This is a genomic window from Kribbella sp. NPDC051936 (assembly GCF_040680955.1).
In the GTDB taxonomy this organism is placed as follows: Bacteria; Actinomycetota; Actinomycetes; order Propionibacteriales; family Kribbellaceae; genus Kribbella.
Genome location: NZ_JBFAXS010000005.1, coordinates 394,790 through 409,190, shown reverse-complemented (window position 1 = coordinate 409,190; position 14,401 = coordinate 394,790). Strand labels below are relative to the sequence as shown.

Sequence of the window (14,401 nt, the reverse complement as noted above, 5' to 3'; positions counted from 1 at the left end):
GTCGCGACCTCGACACGATCTGCCTGGTCAGTGGCCGGAGCCGACCACCATCTTCTTGCGCTCCGACTCGTGCGCCCCGCCCTTCTTCTCGAGCGTCCGGCACGCCTCCTCGATGTCCCGCGCCAGGGTGTCGACCTGCTCGCGGCTCAGTGTCTGCTTGACCAGAGCCCGCATGATCGTCACGTCCTGCGCGTCCGGCGGCATCGTGTACGCCGGGACCATCCAGCCGCGCTCGGCGGACAACTGCCAGGCGACGTCGAACTCGTCGTACGCATGCCCCTCGGTCAGCTTGAACGCGACCAGCGGAAGCCGCTCGTACTCACGCCCGATCACGCGGAAGTCGCCCATCTTCTCGAGTTTGTCGGCGAGCACCTCGGCGTTCCGCTGCATGTTCTCCATGATGTAGGTGTAGCCGGGGCGGCCGTAGCGGACGAAGTTGTAGTACTGCGCGACCACCATCGCCGACCCGGTCGAGAAATTCAGCGTGAACGTCGAGTCGGTCTTGCCGAGGTAGTTCTCCTTGAACACCAGGTCGGGGTTGAGGTCGTCCCTGGTCCGGAAGATCAGCCAGCCGATGCCCGGGTACACCAGACCGAACTTGTGGCCGGACGTGTTGATCGACCGCACCTGCTCGAGCCGGAAGTCCCACTCGGAGTGCGGATACAGGAACGGCCAGACGAACGCACCGCTGGCGCCGTCCACGTGCAGTGGTACGTCGAGGTGCCGCTCCTTCTTGATCCGGACGAGCAGGTCGTTGATGCCGCCGATGTCGTCCTTGTGGCCGGTGAACGTCGTACCGAGGACGGCCGCGACTCCGATCGTGTTCTCGTCGATGTGCGGCTCGACGTCCTCGGGGCCGATCGTGTACTTGCCAGGCTGGAGCGGGACGATCCGCGGTTCGACGTCGAAGTACCGGCAGAACTTCTCCCAGACCACGTGGACGTCGCCGCCGAACACGAGATTCGGGTTGTCGGTCGGCAGTCCCGCGTCACGGCGCCGCTGGCGCCAGTTCCACTTCAGCGACAGCGCGCCGAGCATGATCGCCTCGGACGAGCCCTGCGTCCGAGCGCCCGTCGTCTCGCCGGGGGCGTGGAAGAGATCGGCCAGCATCCGGATGCAGCGCTGCTCGAGCTCGGCCGTCCGCGGGTACTCAGCGTGATCGATGAAGTTCCGGTGCAGGTTGAATGCGATCAGCTTCTGCGCCTCCGGCTCCATCCAGGTCGTCACGAAGGTGGCGAGGTTCCGCGACGGCAACCCCTCGAGCGCCAGGTCCTCGGCCACCAGCCGCATCGCGTCGACAGCAGTCAGGCCCGACGTAGGAAACTCACGCGTCGGCACCTCCCGGACGACAAAACTGCTGCCGAACAACTCGGCGCTCTTCTCGTACGACCGCTCCGTTTCACCCACGACGTCTCCTTTGCCGCGCCCCACCTGCTGACGCGCCATCATCAGCACCTCAGCTCCGACCGAACATCACCCCGTCGGGGTGACTACACGCCGAGGCGCTGCCGGAGACGGAAACCCGCTTTCCGGTTCACGACAGCGGAACGCCTTCCACCTGCTACCGGCGGTCTCGCAGACTCTTGGTGCGCGCAGGACGTGGATGGTCGCGGCCCGTACGCTCCAAGAGATGACTGAGGATCACGAGTTGCCGGAGGCGGCAGGACGGCCGACGGCGGGGTTTCGTGCGACTCGGTCGGCCAGGACGTGAAGGGCCGCGCGGGGTAGGCAGGCAGCTGGGCAGGGATCGCCGAGGACGACCGTCGCCGATCTCCCGAAGGTCCCCGGGCGTTTGGCCCTGGAGCGAGCCCGGCGAGTCATCTCGACCTGAACGCCGGGATCGCCGGTCCGCCGATCGGACAGTTCGCGCTGAATGGCCGAAGCCCAGCGTCAGCAGTTCCAGTGCGGCCGCTGCCGCCTGAGACACGGTCGCTCCCGGCGCTGTGAGGTGGTCCGCCGCTCGCTGCGAGACGAAATCGAGCAACAACGCCCGACTGCGCGCGGCATGAACCTCCAGCCACTCCGGCGCCCACCGCGCCGCTGTTTCGGGGGTCCATCCGACCTGTCGGTACGGTGAGTCGTCCTGCGAGCCGTAGGCCCTGCTGTGCATAAATTGTGCATAACTTTAGTGCGACGGAACCTCAGGAAAGGTCGTCCGATGCCAAGTCCTCACGACGGCTGACCCGGCACCTGGCCGCGGCAGCGGTCACGATCGGAATGCTCGCAACCAGCGTCCTCGCCACCGCGTCACCCGCCGGCGCCACTGCCCCGCTGGGCACCAAGAGCCTCGCCGGGATCCCCGGTGTGACGATCGACAGCAAGACCGCGCTTCGCTCCGACGGCGCCAGGCTGACCACAGCCCTGCCAGGCGGAACCATCAAGGTGGACGTGCTCAACCGGCGTTGCCGCCTGATCCGGCTGATCGACGCGGATCGCAACGACGCGAACCCGCTGATCAACCCGCGGGCGTTCGACATCAACAAGGGCAACCGTCAGATCGCGCACGGCATCTGGCTGGTCCTCCGCCCGATCGACATCTGAGTTCTCCGCCGTGGCTCCGGCCTCGGAGGCAGTCTCGGGGGCAGTACGGCGAGAAGCGCCCGGGTCAGCTTGCATGGTCGACGTTCACGGATTGTGATTGGGTGGGCCCATGGGAATCGCGGAGACGCTCGGCCGGGTCGACGGGAGCGGGCAGGTCGGGGTGTGGCTCGGGCGATTGGACGGCACCGTGGTCTTCGAGCACGAGGCGGAGGCGCCTCACTATGCCGCGAGCACGATGAAACTGCCGGTCGCCATGGCGATGTTGCGGAAGGTGGACGCCGGCGAGCTGGCCCTGGACCAGTCAGTCGCCGTACACAACGATTTCGCGTCCGTGGCCGGCGGCCGCTTCGGCGTGAGCCGCGATGACGACGACGCACCCTCGACCTGGGAAAGACTGGGACGCGAGGCGTCACTCGCCTGGCTGACGACCGAGATGATCACCCGCTCGAGCAACTTGGCGACGAACCTGGTTCTCGAGCTGGTCGGCATCGACGCGGCTCACTCGGCTCTGATCGGGTCCACGCTTCCCAGCTCACCCGATCCCGCCTCGAAGATCGAACGCGGTATCGAGGACGCGACCGCGCGGGAGGCGGGGATCACCAACCTGATCAGCGCAGCTGGACTCGCCGGCGCGCTCATTGCTGTCGGCAAGCAGAACGACGGCTACCTGCGCGACCTGCTGGCCGCGAACCAGTGGAACGGTGAGATCCCGGCGCTGCTGCCGACCGGAACCCGTGTCGAGCACAAGAACGGCTGGGCCGGTCGAAACCTGCACGACGGCGGGATCGTCCGGCCCGCTGACGCGGAGCCCTTCGTCCTGGTGGTCTGTACGACGTCCGACCTCTCCGAGTCGGCGGCGCAGCAGTTGATCGCCGCGATCGCGCTGGAGGCCTGGAACCACCGGCACGACCTGACCGCAGTACGGTAACTCCGGCCGCCCGCCTCGTCGGTTGAGGTCAGCGCCAACCGGCGCGGTTGGACTGCAGGCCGGGGGCCGGGTCGAAGCTCACGTCCTCGGTCGCCACCGGCGTACCACTCTCGGTGGTGAAGGTGACGTTGACCAGTTCGCCGGAGTCCTTCGCGTGCCGGAGGACGGTCGGGCCTTGTTCGCGCGGCACGTGGACGTCGCCCCATTGCTGGAGGGCGGCGAGGACGAGCTTGAGGTCTTCGCCCGCGGGTGTCAGGTGGTACGACGAACGGGTTCGCTCCCCCTGCTCGCGGTACTCGCGCTTCTCCAGCAGGCCCGAATCCACCAGGTCGTTCAGGTGGTTCGTGAGGATGTTCGGGGCGATACCCAGGTAGTCGCGGAAGTCTGCGAACCGCGTGGTGCCGAGGTGGGCCTCGCGGAGGATCAGGAAGGTCCAGCGGTCGCGCAGGTATTCCAGAGTCCGGGCGATCGAGCAGCTCGGCTGGGTTGTCATGCAACCTCCTTGCGGGTGAGTGCGAAGGTAGCCGCCAGGACCAGGAGGGCCAGCGTACCGATAACGGTCACTCCGAGGAGCAACGCAGTGCTCAGGCCGGCAGCGGTTGCGACCACCCCAAGAGCGAGGGCTGCCGCGCCCTGCAGGATGTAGGCGACGAGGTAGACGGCCGAGACCGTCGCGCCACGGTGGTGCGCCGGCGCGTGGGTGCCGATGAGGCCCAGACCGCCGGAGAACAGGAGCCCGTACGCCGTACCGCCGGCCGCGGTCGTGGCGACGAAGAACGGGAGCGAGTGCGCGGTCGCGGCCACCTCGAGGAGGCCGAGGTCGACGATCGTGAGTACGGCACCCAGTGGGACCAGACGACGCGCGGGGAAGCGGCGGCCGATGATCGCTGTCGTCCCGGTGGCGACCGAGAAGATCGCGAGCAGCAGGCCGATGACGAAGATGTTGCCGGTGCCGACCAGGTCACGGACGATCTGGGCGCCGAGGGCCAGGAAGACCGAGCCGAACGCGTAGGCCGCCGTGACGGCGAGAGCCGCGGCCAGGTACAGGAGTCGGATGCCCTTCGCGACAGTCACGCGGCGTGGCCGCCAACGGCCCTGAGCCTCGTCCTTGGTGTGGCGCGGCATCGCCCAGACCGCGGCGAACACGCCCGCGACGACGGCGAGCAGGACCCAGAAGTCCAGGTGCAACGGAGCGGGCGCGTACTCGATGAGTCCGCCGCCGACGATCGTCGCCAGCGCCAGCCCGGCCGCGGTCGCGGCCGTCGTGATCGGAGCGGCCCGGTCCGTCTTGCCGCGAGCGCTGAACTCCACGGCCGCTGCGGTCGCCGGGGTCAACGCGAGACCGACGCCGGCGCCCATGAACGCTCGGCCGGCGTACACCCAGGCCACGGACGGCGCGAGCGCGAAGAGCAGCACACCGACGAGCATGGCGCCGACGCCGTACAGCATCGTGGCTCGGCGGCCGATGAAGTCCGACAGCTGCCCGAAGAGCAACAGGAACGCGACCAGCACGACCGGGTAGACCGCGAAGATCGCCGTCGTCGCCGTCGGGGTGAGGTGCCAGGTCTTGGCGTAGAGCGGGTACGACGTGGTGGGAGCGGCGCTCGTCCAGAGGCTGATCCCTGCGACCGCTGCGGCGGTCCAGAAACTGCCGCGCCGGCCGAGCACGCGACGCGACCGTGAGCCGGCCGCAACAGGAAGATCGAGGGTGGTCATGCCGGGAGTCCTTCCAAGGCTGAGTTGCGCGATGAAACTCAGAACATCTGAATTGCTCTCAGCAATCCAGCATCGAATGTGACCTCGGTCACACGGCACTGACACCAGGGTGGTCGCCCGTGGAACTCACTGGTGTGACCGGCCAACCGTCGCGCGACTGTGAAAGGACAGTCTTCAGCTGACACGTCGAAGGAGCGCACCATGAGCAACGCCGAGTTCACCATCCCGTCGCCACCCGAGGGACAGGATCTTGCGAAGGTCCCGTTGCGGTTCGAGGCGACGCCGATCCCGGTCACCGACTTCGACCGCGCGAAGGCGTTCTACCAGCGCCTCGGCTGGCGTCTCGACATCGACGCGCAGTTCAGCGAACAGGTACGCGGTGTCCAGTTCACGCCGCCGGGCTCGCCGGCATCGATCCAGTTCGCTCCGGCCACCGCCGGACCGCTGCAGCGCCTCCTGCTGATCGTCGACGACATCGAGGCAGCCCACGCCGAGCTGATCGCCCGCGGCATCGACGTCGGCGACATCTGGCATGCCGCCCCCGGACAACCACCCCAGCCCGGCCGCGACCCGGAGCGCCGTTCCTACGTCAGCCAGGCCATCTTCGACGACCCCGACGGCAACCGCTGGGTCCTCCAGGAAGTCACCCAACGCATCCCGGGACGGGACTGAGACACCGAGGCAGGCTCACCAGAGGTGATCATCTCGGCGAACTCGATTCCCGCGGCCTGATCGCGGCCGCCTTCGACCACCGTGACGCCCGCGGTGGTGGTGGTGGCGTACTCGTGGAGGCTGTCAGCTGGGTGGATACTGCTGGTTCTTGAGCAGTCGGGCAAGGTGCGCGGTGTTGGTGGCGAGGGTCTTGGTCGCGGTGCCGGTGGTGTCCGGTTTGGGGCCGGCGTCGTTGTAGTCGACCTTGCCCATCGCTTCACCGACCCAGTAGGTCGCGGCGCCGGCAGCGATGCTGAAGCCGACATCGTTCAGGCCTTGCAGGAGTTCGGCGGTGACGTGGTGCGCGCCGTCCTCGTTGCCGACCACGGCGACGGCCGCGACCTTGCCGAAGGTCAGCATCCGTCCCTGGTCATCGGTCTCGGACAGCTCGGCGTCGAGCCGCTCCAGCACGACCTTGGCGACGCTGGACGGCTGTCCCAGCCAGATCGGTGTCGCGATCACGAGGATGTCGGCGCCAAGGATCTGCTCCCGGATCGCCGGCCATTCGTCACCGTCACCTTCGTCCACAGACACACCGAACTTGACGGTGTGGTCGACGACCCGGATCACATCACCGTCCGTGTCATGATCCGCGAGCGCGGTCAGGACCTCGCGACCGAGAGTTTCCGAGCTCGACGGTGCCGGGGATTTCTTGAGCGAGCACGCGAGCACTACTGCACGCAGTCCAGACATGTATGTGTTCCTCCTAGCTGGTTCAGGATGAACTGGGTACCCAGTGAGCCGCCGAACATCCAGAACGCCGGCCCGCGACCTCGCGGTACCGGAGGCGCTCGTACCGGAAGAACACGAACATCAAGACGATGAAGATCGCGGCACCCACCGGATAGGCAACCGACATAGGCCGCGTGATCGGCGTCGAGGTTGCGGTAGCACCGGCGGATCCGGGCGATCGCCTTCGCTCCAGCGTCCGGGGTGATCGGCGGCCGTCTGTGTCGACTGGCGCCGTGCGGGTACCGCAGGGCTGACGACCAGCGAGAGGGTGACGATGAGCAGCGATCCGAGGACGCGGTACGCGGAGCCTGAGCAGCAGACGCCTCAGCAGCAGGAGTACCCAGGGTGCGGCGGCGCCATGGAACCGGAACCGGACTACGGCGAGGCGTCGTACCGCGGCAGCGGAAAGCTGACGGGCAAACGGGCGCTGATCACCGGCGGCGACTCCGGCATCGGCCGCGCGGTGGCTCTCGCCTTCGCTCGGGAGGGGGCCGACGTGATGATCGCTCATCTCGAGGCCGAGGAGACCGATGCCCAGGAGACCTGTCGGCTGGTACGAGACTCAGGGCGCAAGGCGATTTCCCTGGCCGGCGACATCCGGAGCGAGCAGCACTGCCAATTGCTCGTGGACCGCTGCGTCGAGGAACTCGGCGGGTTGGACATCCTGGTCAACAACGCGGCGTACCAGATGTCGCAGAGCGGCATCGCGGACATCACCACCGAGCAGTTCGACCGTGTACTCAAGACCAACGTCTACGCCATGTTCTGGCTGTCCAAGGCGGCTCTTCCGCACCTCTCGGCCGGCTCCTCGATCATCAACACGACCTCCATCCAGGCGTACGAACCATCGCCCAATCTGCTCGACTACGCGACCAGCAAGGCCGCCATCCTCAACTTCACCAAGGGCCTCGCGCAGGAGCTCGGCCCCAAGGGCATCCGCGTGAATGCCGTCGCTCCCGGCCCGGTCTGGACGCCGCTGATCCCGGCCACCATGCCCGCGGACAAGGTCGACCAGTTCGGCGCCGACACGCCACTCGGCCGCGCCGGCCAGCCGGCCGAGCTCGCACCGCTCTATGTCTTCCTGGCCTCCGACGACTCGACCTACGTCACCGGCGAACGCATCGGCGCCACCGGCGGCAGACCGCTTCCCTAGCCCGCGATGCACAGCTCGTCCGGCGGAACGACGTAACCGCCCGGTCCCTGGAGGTGGACCTTCGGAGCGTCCCGCGCGTGCAACCGCGCGTGGTGGGTACTGAGCGCCCGGTCGTCTGACTACTTCCGGCCGACAGGAGGCACGATGCTTGCCATGGTCATCGATCCCGAGACCATCCCGCCGACACCGACGCCGCCGCCGGATCCGAACGAGCCGGTGCCGCCGATCCCGACGCGGCCGGAACCGCCCGACCCACCGCAGCCGACCGAGCCACCCGCGCCACCCACCGAGCCCGCCCCAGTCTGAACCGCCCGGGTTGACCTCGTAGTTCCCTGCAGCAGGCCGTCATCAGCTGATCGACGTACGTCACGTCGAGCGGCGTCTGGTCCCTCGGTCGCGAACGATCGCGAGGAAATTCTTTCCGTCAGCGTCGACGGAGAACGCGGTTTCCTTGGAGACTTTCGGCGTCGAGCAGAACTGGCCTGGGCCGAGGCGCTGCGATCGGCGCGGCTGCGGCGTTCTCAGGCATGGGTGACCGCCTCGCCTCGCCGCTGGGTGACGGCTCGTGCGTCCGCCGCCATGATCCGGCACCTTGCCGAGTGCCTCTCACATCCTGACCTCAGCCGCCGCGGCTCCACGCCGAGTCGCGGCCCGGGATACTCCGGTGTCGCCACCCGCCCACCGGTGGCCAGACCACCAGCCGCACGTCGCGCGCTGGTCAGCGCATGTCGCCGTACGGCGGTCGGTTCGCCGGCGCGAGGGAAATGCCCTCGGCATGGGCCTTGGACCGGACGGCGGCTTCAGAGCGTCCCAGCTTGATGCTCATCATGCCGACCGGAGTGTTGCCGCCAGCAAGTTGACGCAGCTGCTGAACCTGCTCGCTGGTCCACTCGCGGCTGTTGCTCTGGCTCGCTCGAGTCTCGGCCATGGCCTTCTCCTCTCAGCGCGGACAGATGCCCCCCACCCGGTGCCCCATCGTCCGGTCCGTATGCGGACGCCACTAACGATCGAGCGCGTCGAGCCGCTGATTTTCGGTGTCGCGGCGTTTCTTCACCGCGGCGGCGTTGCGGGCGGCCTGGTTGAAGGCGGATTGCAGACGGGAAGTCTGTTTGCGGACCGCCCGCAGCGTCTGCCGGGTCTGCTCGAGCTGCTCGTTCAACCGCACGAGATCGGCTTCGAGGTCGGCGAGACGGTGCTGGTGCGCGTCCAGCACCCGTTCGGCCTGTTCACGTTCAGCCTCCGCTGCTGCGTAGTCGTGCTCGGCCTGGTCGAGTCGTTTGCGTTGCGCCTTCCGGCGACTGGCCAGTGTCGTGTCTACGGTCGGTCGCCTCTTCGCAGCTGACGGTTGCCGCTGTACGGCGGCCGTGGCCGGCCGGGTCTTTCGGGGAGGCGGTGAGCTCCGTACGACTCGGGGCCGGACGAGCGCGAGCCGGGCTGGGTCGCCGTTTTCGTCGACCACGCCGAAGCCGACATGTCGCAGAGCGCTGGTCAGTTGCCCGGTACGGAGCAGTTGCGCCGCGCCGGGGTCGACCAGCGCGGCGTCGAGGGTTTCGGTCAGTCGTTCGGCGGTCTGTGCTGTGACGCGGCGTCCACCGGCGGCGCGTTCTCGCGCTGTGCGCACGAGATTACTCACGAGGTCATGGCGCAGCCGGGTCAGCTCACGCCGCCGGGGCGCATCAGCCGACAGGTAGGTCTGGCGCAGGTCCTCCCCCAGCTCGGTCAGTGCGTGAATCCCGTCCGGGTCGGTGCGCACCAACTGGTTGGCGAGCCAAGCGGCGAGGGTGGGCTTGCGCAGCGCCATGATCACCGCGGCGGACTGGTCATCGCCGGCGTCGCGGGCGGTCTCCGCGACTCGGTTCCGCGCGGCGGTGAACAGTTCGGGCTCCAACCCGTACAGCTCCACCGCCACCGCGTCCGTGTCCACCTCTCCACCATGCGCAGATCGATCCGGCCCGGGCAACGTCGTCCGCTCAGCGCTGACCGAATCACCCCTGCTGCACTCAGAGTCCGATGTCTGGTTGTAGCGGGCAACGAACGCTGTGTGCCTGGCCGCCGCCCCAGCGTCCGTCGCCGACGAAGAGACCCGTTACCGGGTGGTGGTCCGTACCGGTTGCTGCGGGCAACACTCACAAGGTGGCCAAGCCGGCGCCCGATCTCGGACCGCCTCTGCTGCCCGCTCGGCGCGGGAGCGCAGGTCGACCGAGCGCGCCGGCTCGTCGTCGCGAACCAGATGGAGGGTCGTCATGTGTTGGTCGGGGCCACGGGCTTGCCGGTGGCGGTCTCCACAACGTGCGCCAGAAAGTCTCGGACGTCCGCGAGTAGATCGGCCTGGTCGGCGTAGCCGGAAGTGCCGGTGGCGTCGCGCAGGCGTAGGCCCTCGGTCACAACCCGGTGCCAGCGCTCGTCGTAGTGGGTCAGTGCCCAGCGGCCGGCGCGGGACTTCGCGGTCATCTCGCCGGTGACCAAGAGGTGGTGCAGACGCACGGAGGCGAGGATGCAGTGCGTGAGCAGATAATCGCGTTCGCGGTGGTCTGTTGGGAGGTCGGCGGGGGCTGCTCGGGCCAGGCCTTCGGCGTTGCTGCGCCAGTAGGTGTCGAGGTTGTCCACGGTGTAGTCATGCAGAGCCTGCTTGTCGGTCCAGATCTGGAGAGTGGACAGCTCTGGACCGGTGACCGTGATCCCGGCCTGGGCCAGCTCGTGCCACGTGATCATCCGCGACGGCGAGACGAGAATCTCGAGTTTCCTGGTGGGGATCATCTCCGGCACCGGAGGCAGCGTGCGCGGATCGCGTGCCAGGTCGGCGGCGAGCACGTGCGGCCCGTCGAACCGGATCGAGGAGTATGCCACCATCTGCGCGTGGACGCCCCGCAGCGTCTCCACCTCCGCCGGCTCCGGCCGGCGGGCGAGCGTAGCGACGAAGTCGACGTCGGACTCCCGCGGCGCCCACTCGCCGAAGACCAACCCACCATGGAGATAGAGCCCGGTCAGCAGCCCTGTGGGCAGCTCCTGCTCGGCCAGCAACAGGAAGCGGTCGCACAGGTCCTGTACAGGGGCTGGCAGCGTCACGAGTTCTCCTATGTCAGGGTGCCGGAAAGGGTCACCGTAGCCAGGACCAGGACCATGCTGGCGAGGACGAACGGGCGTGGCCTGTGGCTGCACGGCGCGCGATGTGATCCTCGGTCGCGCCCGCCCGCACGGTGTACCGCGAGCAATCAACAACCAATCCGTGCCCGGCCCGAGCCCCCGGCACCCGGCGTCGACCACGATGAATCCAGGTTGCTGGCCCATCGCCCGAACGCAGCGTCGGCACACACCGGCCGGCCGCGTGGGACATCCGTGGCCGGTCGAGCTGGGGTCGCGCAGCAGGACCCCGCTCGTCAAGGTGCGGCCGGAAGTGGTTGTCGAAGTGGCCGCGGACGCGGCGCTTCAGGCGGGCCATGGCCGGCATCCGGTGCGGTTGGTCAGGCACCGCACGGACGTCGGGACTCTCCCGCCGAACCGAATCCACGCGGCGGCTGGAGCCGGCTGTACGGGGTACCGGCGGAACACGAGGACAGAAGACGAGGGGCTCGCCCTGGTCCGGATCGTCAGCACCTGACGATCCACCGGTTGAAGCGGTTCACACCAAGGAGTGGCAATGGCGCACACGAGGGTGGAGACGCCGGCCGAGGTCCGTGCGTCCGAAGTGGTCCTGGACCGGATCGCCATCTCGCTACGCCCGATCGGGGCACCGATGTCGCTCGGTCTCTACGCCCTCGCGGCGGCAACGTTCGTGCTGGCGGGCCTGCAGCTGAGCTGGGTGCCGGCGACGGAGGGCAAGAACGTCGCCCTGGTGCTGCTCGGGTTCGCGTTCACCGGGCAGCTGCTCGCGTCCGTCCTCGCCTTCCTCAGCCGCGACGGAACGGTCGGTACGGCGATGGGCGTGCTGTCTCTGACCTGGCTCGTCACCGGGCTGATCCTGTTCCGGTCGCCGCCCGGCGCCACCAGCGACACCCTGGGGTTGCTGCTGCTCCTTTCCGGCACAGCGATGACACTGCTCGCGGCGACGGCGGCGATGAGCAAGCTCATCCCCGGTCTGGTGTTCCTGGTGGCAGCCATCCGTTTCCTCGTTGCCGGAGGCTATGAGTTGACCGGCAGCCAGGGCTGGGAGCGGACCAGCGGCGTACTCGGTCTCCTGCTGCTCGCGCTCGCGCTGTACGCCGGGTTCGCGGCGGGACTCGAGGACGCAACCGGCAAGACGGTCCTGCCGCTCGGCCGCCGCGGCAAGGGCAAGGTGGCGATGCACGGAAACCTGGTCGAGCAGGTCAACGAGATCCCCAACCAGCCAGGCGTCCGCACCAAGCTCTGATCAGGCGGCCGGGAGTCAACCCGGGCACGCAGGTAGCGGCACCGTCCGGTGGGTACCGGGAGCGGATCATCGTCACGAGCAACGGAGAACCTGATGACTTCCACCGGCGACGCCACCGAACCCGACGTGATCGACGTCCTGATCGCGGATCACCGGGAGGCGCAGGACCTCGCGAATCAGATCAGCGCGACGGCCGGTGCCGACGAACGCAGGGACCTGGCCGACCAGCTCATCGCGGAGCTGGTACGGCACTCCGTCGCAGAGGAGATGTACGTCTACCCGGCGATGCGCGATCACCTCCCGGACGGCGACCAGGCCGTCGAGCACGACACCCAGGAACACCGGGAACTCGAGAAACTGATGAAACAGCTCGAGGGTGCCGACGCGGGGACCACAGAATTCGAGGACATCCTCCGAAACCTGCAACAAGTCCTCGTCGACCACGTCCAGGACGAAGAGACCGAGCAGTTCCCCCAGCTGCGGGCGCATATCCCCACCGCCGAGCTCGTCCAGCTGAAGGAGAAGGTCGAGCTGGCGAAGAAGGTCGCACCCACCAGACCACACCCCAGCGCTCCGAACGCCGAGCTGTTCCACAAGCTCGTCGGCCCCGGTGTCGGCCTCGTCGACCGCCTCCGCGACCGGCTGACCAACCGCTCCACCTAGCGGACTTGCCACGCACCGCCGGATCCAGGGCCGGCGAATTCGTGCGCACTCATCGCCGCTGCCGGCGCTCCGAGGCATCATGGTCGAAGTAACCCCTGAAAGGCGGTGCTCTGGGTGGTGGATGGCGGCGGCGGGTCCGGCCTGCTGCGATCGAGCTCTGAGAACACTGCAGCCGAGGTCATGGCTCGGCTGGCAGTGGAGCTGCACGACGCCGAAGGGGTGAAAGAGACCGCCGACGCAGCGGTCGATTTCGCGCGCACGGCGATCGACTGCGAGCAGGCCGGGATCGTGCTCGCGCACGGTGGCCGTGTCGAGATCGGCACCGTGACCGACGCGCTGGTCACGCGGCTCTATCAATTGCAGATCGAGGCCGGTACGGGCCCGATGCTCGCAGCGTTGACCGAGAACACGGTCGTCCACGTCCCCGACGTGGCGGAGGAGCGTCGCTGGCCGGCTTGGGGCTCTGCGGCCGAGGCCGCCGGCATCGGATCCGTGCTGCACGTGCCGATGCGGGACCGAGAGCGCACCATCGGTGTCTTGTCGCTGTTCAGCACGAGATCGCACGCATTCAGTGACGACGACGAGGCGATCGCGGTTCTTCTGGGCCGGCACGTCGCCCTGGCGGTGTCCGAGGCACAGCACGACGTGGATCTGCACATCGCGCTCGACGCACGGGCCACCGTCGGACAGGCGATGGGGATCCTGATGGAACGCTTCGACGTCGACGAGGCACACGCCTTCGCGATCCTGCGGCGCTACTCCCAGGACAACAACACCCGGCTCCGCGACGTCGCCGAGCAACTCATCCACACTCGCGGCTTCCGGCCCGGCCAGACACCGGGCACACACCGGCCCAGCCGCTGACCGGTCGGTTGAATCGTCGCCCGGCCGTCCAGAACTGCTTTGTCGGTCCCCCGGCCCTGTTGTGGCCGGGCGGGCAGAAGTTCGCGTAGTTACGCCGGTGGTAGGTTGCCAACGCGTCGAGGACCGGGCTCTCGTCGTGGTCCATGAGGCCAGGTACGCAAGCGGCCGAGCGTCATCCGAGCGCGGTCTGGGGATTGGTCCTGGGTACAGGTGCGGTACTGGATCGCTTCGCGTCGGGCCGCACCGGCCAGGCCGAGTGCAGCCAAGCTCGAGGGCCGGGTCTCGTCCTGGTAATCGATCTCGGTGCCCGGCGCGGAGCACTTTGACTCTGCTCACCGGCGCCCCGTCCGCGGCCTCGACGTTTCAGTGCCGGCGCGGTGGGGCACCGGACTGCGCCTCCACCCAGGGCGGCTGGTTCGAAGCGGTCCCGATGGTGGGGGTCCAAGCGAGTCACCGGAGGTGGACGATGAGCTTCGAACGGCCTGGTCTCGACGACAAGCACGGGACCGTCTCCGATACCGAGGTAAATGACGCCTTGGAGAGCGGCGAACTCGACAAGGGCGGACTGCACTTCGACCAGGTGGAGCACGACGAAGACCAACGCTCCCCCGGGCCGGAGTCGACTGGTCCTGATGACGACCGGCGCCTGCCGGACGACCAGGACGTCACCGACGCCGGCCAAGGTCAGCCTGTTGAGCCGCCGGACTGACGGCCCGCGGCGAAAGGCAGCGACGGGCACCTCGCT

The 14,401-nt window shown here is 68.1% G+C and carries 16 protein-coding genes; 9 read left to right on the top strand and 7 right to left on the bottom strand.

Going from position 1 to position 14,401, the window contains the following annotated elements:
• Window positions 1-27: 27 nt before the first annotated feature.
• Window positions 28-1,407 carry a glutamate decarboxylase gene (locus AB0L64_RS19660; protein ID WP_363711878.1) on the bottom strand — a complete coding sequence of 460 codons (1,380 nt, stop codon included), beginning with the start codon at window positions 1,405-1,407 and terminating at the stop codon, window positions 28-30.
• Window positions 1,408-2,217: 810 nt separating this feature from the next.
• On the opposite strand from AB0L64_RS19660, the gene AB0L64_RS19655 reads away from it, so the two are divergent.
• Window positions 2,218-2,541, top strand: coding sequence for a hypothetical protein (locus AB0L64_RS19655; protein WP_363711875.1), 324 nt, complete (start codon window positions 2,218-2,220; stop codon window positions 2,539-2,541).
• 109 nt (window positions 2,542-2,650) lie between these two features.
• Complete coding sequence (locus AB0L64_RS19650; protein WP_363711873.1) at window positions 2,651-3,469, top strand: serine hydrolase; 819 nt, start codon at window positions 2,651-2,653, stop codon at window positions 3,467-3,469.
• Window positions 3,470-3,497: 28 nt separating this feature from the next.
• On the opposite strand, the gene AB0L64_RS19645 is transcribed toward AB0L64_RS19650, so the two are convergent.
• Together AB0L64_RS19645 and AB0L64_RS19640 are read right to left on the bottom strand one after the other, a co-directional pair.
• The gene (locus tag AB0L64_RS19645; protein ID WP_363711871.1) at window positions 3,498-3,962 is read right to left on the bottom strand and encodes a helix-turn-helix domain-containing protein; all 465 of its coding nucleotides are present in this window, start codon (window positions 3,960-3,962) and stop codon (window positions 3,498-3,500) included.
• Window positions 3,959-5,185: an MFS transporter gene (locus tag AB0L64_RS19640; RefSeq protein ID WP_363711869.1), complete on the bottom strand. Its 1,227-nt coding sequence runs from the start codon at window positions 5,183-5,185 to the stop codon at window positions 3,959-3,961. Before AB0L64_RS19640 ends, AB0L64_RS19645 begins: the two co-directional genes overlap by 4 nt.
• 201 nt (window positions 5,186-5,386) lie before the next feature.
• On the opposite strand from AB0L64_RS19640, the gene AB0L64_RS19635 reads away from it, so the two are divergent.
• Window positions 5,387-5,857 carry a VOC family protein gene (locus AB0L64_RS19635; RefSeq protein WP_363711867.1) on the top strand — a complete coding sequence of 157 codons (471 nt, stop codon included), beginning with the start codon at window positions 5,387-5,389 and terminating at the stop codon, window positions 5,855-5,857.
• A 123-nt stretch (window positions 5,858-5,980) separates the two neighbouring features.
• On the opposite strand, the gene AB0L64_RS19630 is transcribed toward AB0L64_RS19635, so the two are convergent.
• Window positions 5,981-6,589, bottom strand: coding sequence for an NAD(P)H-dependent oxidoreductase (locus AB0L64_RS19630; protein ID WP_363711865.1), 609 nt, complete (start codon window positions 6,587-6,589; stop codon window positions 5,981-5,983).
• A 397-nt stretch (window positions 6,590-6,986) separates the two neighbouring features.
• Here AB0L64_RS19630 and AB0L64_RS19625 point away from each other — a divergent pair, with 397 nt between their 5' ends.
• The gene (locus tag AB0L64_RS19625; protein ID WP_363711863.1) at window positions 6,987-7,781 is read left to right on the top strand and encodes an SDR family oxidoreductase; all 795 of its coding nucleotides are present in this window, start codon (window positions 6,987-6,989) and stop codon (window positions 7,779-7,781) included.
• A gap of 144 nt (window positions 7,782-7,925) precedes the next feature.
• Window positions 7,926-8,087, top strand: a complete 162-nt coding sequence (locus tag AB0L64_RS19620) for a hypothetical protein (protein WP_363711861.1) — start codon at window positions 7,926-7,928, stop codon at window positions 8,085-8,087.
• A gap of 412 nt (window positions 8,088-8,499) precedes the next feature.
• Here the strand turns inward: AB0L64_RS19620 and AB0L64_RS19615 are convergent, their stop codons facing one another.
• From AB0L64_RS19615 to AB0L64_RS19605, 3 genes are all read right to left on the bottom strand, one after another.
• Window positions 8,500-8,709, bottom strand: a complete 210-nt coding sequence (locus AB0L64_RS19615; RefSeq protein WP_363711859.1) for a hypothetical protein — start codon at window positions 8,707-8,709, stop codon at window positions 8,500-8,502.
• Window positions 8,710-8,781: 72 nt separating this feature from the next.
• Complete coding sequence (locus tag AB0L64_RS19610; protein ID WP_363711857.1) at window positions 8,782-9,705, bottom strand: hypothetical protein; 924 nt, start codon at window positions 9,703-9,705, stop codon at window positions 8,782-8,784.
• 317 nt (window positions 9,706-10,022) lie between these two features.
• A complete protein-coding gene (locus tag AB0L64_RS19605; protein ID WP_363711855.1) occupies window positions 10,023-10,847 on the bottom strand; it encodes an aminoglycoside adenylyltransferase domain-containing protein in 825 nt (274 codons plus the stop codon).
• Window positions 10,848-11,418: 571 nt separating this feature from the next.
• Here AB0L64_RS19605 and AB0L64_RS19600 point away from each other — a divergent pair.
• The 4 genes from AB0L64_RS19600 (at window position 11,419) to AB0L64_RS19585 (ending at window position 14,365) form a co-directional block, all read left to right on the top strand.
• On the top strand, window positions 11,419-12,129 hold the full coding sequence (locus tag AB0L64_RS19600) for a GPR1/FUN34/YaaH family transporter (RefSeq protein ID WP_363711853.1): 711 nt from the start codon (window positions 11,419-11,421) through the stop codon (window positions 12,127-12,129).
• Between the two features lie 93 nt (window positions 12,130-12,222).
• Entirely contained in the window at window positions 12,223-12,792 is a 570-nt protein-coding gene (locus AB0L64_RS19595) for a hemerythrin domain-containing protein (protein WP_363711851.1), read from the top strand.
• Between the two features lie 180 nt (window positions 12,793-12,972).
• Window positions 12,973-13,656 (top strand): GAF and ANTAR domain-containing protein, encoded by a 684-nt coding sequence (locus AB0L64_RS19590; RefSeq protein WP_363711849.1) that lies wholly within the window; start codon window positions 12,973-12,975, stop codon window positions 13,654-13,656.
• Window positions 13,657-14,122: 466 nt separating this feature from the next.
• On the top strand, window positions 14,123-14,365 hold the full coding sequence (locus AB0L64_RS19585; protein ID WP_363711847.1) for a hypothetical protein: 243 nt from the start codon (window positions 14,123-14,125) through the stop codon (window positions 14,363-14,365).
• The last annotated feature ends 36 nt before the right edge of the window (window positions 14,366-14,401 follow it).

Excerpts from the sequence above, each read along its gene's own strand:
- AB0L64_RS19655 (WP_363711875.1), top strand. The coding sequence starts at position 2,218 with ATGCTCGCAACCAGCGTCCTCGCCACCGCGTCACCCGCCGGCGCCACT.
- AB0L64_RS19640 (WP_363711869.1), bottom strand. The coding sequence starts at position 5,185 with ATGACCACCCTCGATCTTCCTGTTGCGGCCGGCTCACGGTCGCGTCGC.
- AB0L64_RS19600 (WP_363711853.1), top strand. The coding sequence starts at position 11,419 with ATGGCGCACACGAGGGTGGAGACGCCGGCCGAGGTCCGTGCGTCCGAA.
- AB0L64_RS19630 (WP_363711865.1), bottom strand. The coding sequence starts at position 6,589 with ATGTCTGGACTGCGTGCAGTAGTGCTCGCGTGCTCGCTCAAGAAATCC.
- AB0L64_RS19620 (WP_363711861.1), top strand. The coding sequence starts at position 7,926 with ATGCTTGCCATGGTCATCGATCCCGAGACCATCCCGCCGACACCGACG.
- AB0L64_RS19595 (WP_363711851.1), top strand. The coding sequence starts at position 12,223 with ATGACTTCCACCGGCGACGCCACCGAACCCGACGTGATCGACGTCCTG.
- AB0L64_RS19650 (WP_363711873.1), top strand. The coding sequence starts at position 2,651 with ATGGGAATCGCGGAGACGCTCGGCCGGGTCGACGGGAGCGGGCAGGTC.
- AB0L64_RS19585 (WP_363711847.1), top strand. The coding sequence starts at position 14,123 with ATGAGCTTCGAACGGCCTGGTCTCGACGACAAGCACGGGACCGTCTCC.
- AB0L64_RS19615 (WP_363711859.1), bottom strand. The coding sequence starts at position 8,709 with ATGGCCGAGACTCGAGCGAGCCAGAGCAACAGCCGCGAGTGGACCAGC.
- AB0L64_RS19645 (WP_363711871.1), bottom strand. The coding sequence starts at position 3,962 with ATGACAACCCAGCCGAGCTGCTCGATCGCCCGGACTCTGGAATACCTG.
- AB0L64_RS19590 (WP_363711849.1), top strand. The coding sequence starts at position 12,973 with ATGGCTCGGCTGGCAGTGGAGCTGCACGACGCCGAAGGGGTGAAAGAG.
- AB0L64_RS19635 (WP_363711867.1), top strand. The coding sequence starts at position 5,387 with ATGAGCAACGCCGAGTTCACCATCCCGTCGCCACCCGAGGGACAGGAT.
- AB0L64_RS19625 (WP_363711863.1), top strand. The coding sequence starts at position 6,987 with ATGGAACCGGAACCGGACTACGGCGAGGCGTCGTACCGCGGCAGCGGA.